At 66.6% G+C, this 2,548-nt stretch carries 2 protein-coding genes; both read right to left on the minus strand.

Translation table 11 applies throughout. The features are described 5' to 3' along the window. Positions 1-572, minus strand: a 572-nt coding sequence (locus tag HMPREF2581_RS19090; RefSeq protein WP_371914915.1) for a condensation domain-containing protein, incomplete at its 3' end; no start/stop codon positions are given. A 99-nt stretch (positions 573-671) separates the two neighbouring features. Beyond that, a partial coding sequence (locus HMPREF2581_RS19095; protein ID WP_139181917.1) for an amino acid adenylation domain-containing protein occupies positions 672-2,548 on the minus strand: 1,877 nt, incomplete at its 5' end.

Consider the following 2,548-nt stretch of genomic DNA (forward strand, 5'->3'; position numbering starts at 1 on the left):
TGCCACAGGGCGTAGTCCGCGTACTGGATCGGCAGGGCCGGCAACACCACGTCGAGCCCTTGGCTGTAGCCGGCATAGAGCTGGACCAGTTCCTCGACCATCAATTGCATCGACCAACCGTCGGAGACGATATGGTGCTGGACCATGACCAGCACATGCTCGTCGGCGTCCACCTCCAGCAAAGTCACCCGCAGTAACGGTCCCTGTTCGAGATCGAAGGGTCGTGCGATCTCCGCCTCGACCCGCTCCAGCAATCGCTGTTCGTCGAGTCCCCGTTGCACTTCGACTTCGAGCGCCAGCGAGACGTCGGCGGAGACGACCTGCACCCATTCATCACCCATCCGCGCGATCCGCGTGCGCAGGCTTTCGTGCCGCTCGACGAGCGCCGCGAAGCTGCGCTGCAAGGACGCAATGTCCAACCTACCGCGCAGGCGCAGGGCGGTAGGAATGTGGTAGGCGGAACTCTCCGGCTCCAGCTGCCAGAGGAACCACTGCCGCTCTTGGGCATAGGACAGCGGCAGGTTGTCCATCTCCTGGCGAGTCTGCGGGATCGGCAGGCGGGCGAAGCTCATGCCCTTGGCCTGGACACGCTGATAGAACAATTTCTGCTGCGCCAGAGGCAGGCGAACGAAGCGGGACACGAGGTCCAGGTTTGGATTGGAAAGCATGGGTCAGATCGCCTCTAGTTCGCTCATGAATTCACGAAGGTCATCGAAATCGGTGTCATTGCTGGAAGTCTGCGCCGCGGCAAGCTCGGCATAGGCTTGCAGCGACTCGGTCTGGAACAGCGCCGCCAGCGGCAGCTCCACGCCGACCTCGCTCTGCATCCGGGCAGTCACCTGGATCGCCAGCAACGAGTGGCCGCCAAGCTCGAAGAAGTTGTCGTCGAGCCCGACCTGTTGCAATTGCAGGACCTCCGCCCAGATCCCCGCGACCTGTTGCTCCAGATCGCTTCGCGGCGCCACGTAGACCTGCTGCAACAGGCTCGCATCCGGCTGTGGCAGGCCCTTGCGGTCCAGCTTGCCGTTCGGCGTCAGCGGCATCCGCGCCAGGAACAACAGGTGCGATGGCACCATGTATTCCGGCAGGCGCTCGCGCAGCGCCGTCTTCAACTGCGCCCGGCACTCCGCCTGCGCTTCCGGCGAATCCGCGACCGCCGGCTCCTGCGCCACCACGTAGCCCACCAACTGCTGGCCCACCGCGCCCGGCTGGGCCACCACCACCGCCTCGCGCACCGCCGGATGCTCGCGCAGGCGCGCCTCGATCTCTCCCAGTTCGATGCGGAAGCCTCGGATCTTCACCTGGTGATCCACCCGTCCGAGGTAATCCACCACCCCATCCGCACGCCCACGGGTCAGGTCGCCGCTGCGGTACAGCCGGCTGCCCGGCGCACCAAAGGGATCCGGCACGAAACGCTCGGCGGTCAGCGCCGGACGCTCCAGGTAGCCGCGCGCCACCCCTTCCCCGCCCAGGTACAGTTCGCCCGCCACGCCTACCGGCAGCAGGTTCAACTGCCCGTCGAGGATGTAGCCGCTACGGTTGCCCAGCAGCGTACCGATCGGCATGTAGGCCGCGCCACAGGCATCGCCCGCTCGCGCTTTCCACAGCAGCGGCGTCACCACCGTCTCGGTCGGGCCGTAGCCGTTGAACAGGTACTTCGGCTTCAGCGCCCGCCACGCCAGGTCATAGCTGGCCTGCGCCACCGCGTCGCCGCCGAAGCAGTAGACCCGTACCGGCGGCGGATTGCCGTCGCGCGCGGCATGCTCGGCCAGTTGCTGCAGGTACACCGGCGGGAACACCCCCACCGTTACCCCGTGGCGATGCATCTCGGCGTAGGTCCGTTCCGGCAGCCACAGGCTGTCGTCGCGGATCAGCACCCGCGCGCCGTTGATCAACGGGTGCATCCAGCCTTCGTGGGAACCGTCGAAGGCGAACGACATGAAGTGCAGCTCGCAGTCCTCCGGGGTCATCTCGTAGCGCTCGCCGGTAGCCACGATATGGGCGATCAGCGGACCGTGGGGCACCGCCACGCCCTTGGGCATGCCGGTGGAGCCGGAGGTGTAGATCACATAGGCCAGGTTGTCGCCGTGCAGCGCCACCTCTGGATCATGGGCGGGGAAGCCGGCCCACTCCTCCTCGCGATCCACGGACAGGCAGGACAACCCCTCGGGGATCGGCAGAAGCTCCAGCAGGTGGCTATGGGTCAGCAGCAGGTGCGCGCGACTGTCCTGCATCATGTACAGCAGGCGCTCGCGCGGGTATTCGATATCCAGCGGCACGTAGGCGCCGCCGGCCTTCAGTACCGCCAGGAACGCCACCATGATCTCCGCGCTGCGCTGCATGGCGATCGCCACCCGCACCTCGGGGCCGACGCCTAGGGCGATCAACGCATGGGCCAGGCGGTTGGCCCGGCTATCCAGCTCGGCGTAGGTGAGTTTTTCCTCGTCGAAGATCACCGCCACCGCATCCGGCGCCATACGCGCCCGCTCGGCCACTCGCTGGTGTACCAGCGGCGTTGCCGGATAGCCCGAGTCGCTGCGGTTCCAGA

This window comes from Pseudomonas sp. HMSC057H01 (genome assembly GCF_001836405.1).
Lineage (GTDB): Bacteria > Pseudomonadota > Gammaproteobacteria > Pseudomonadales > Pseudomonadaceae > Pseudomonas > Pseudomonas aeruginosa.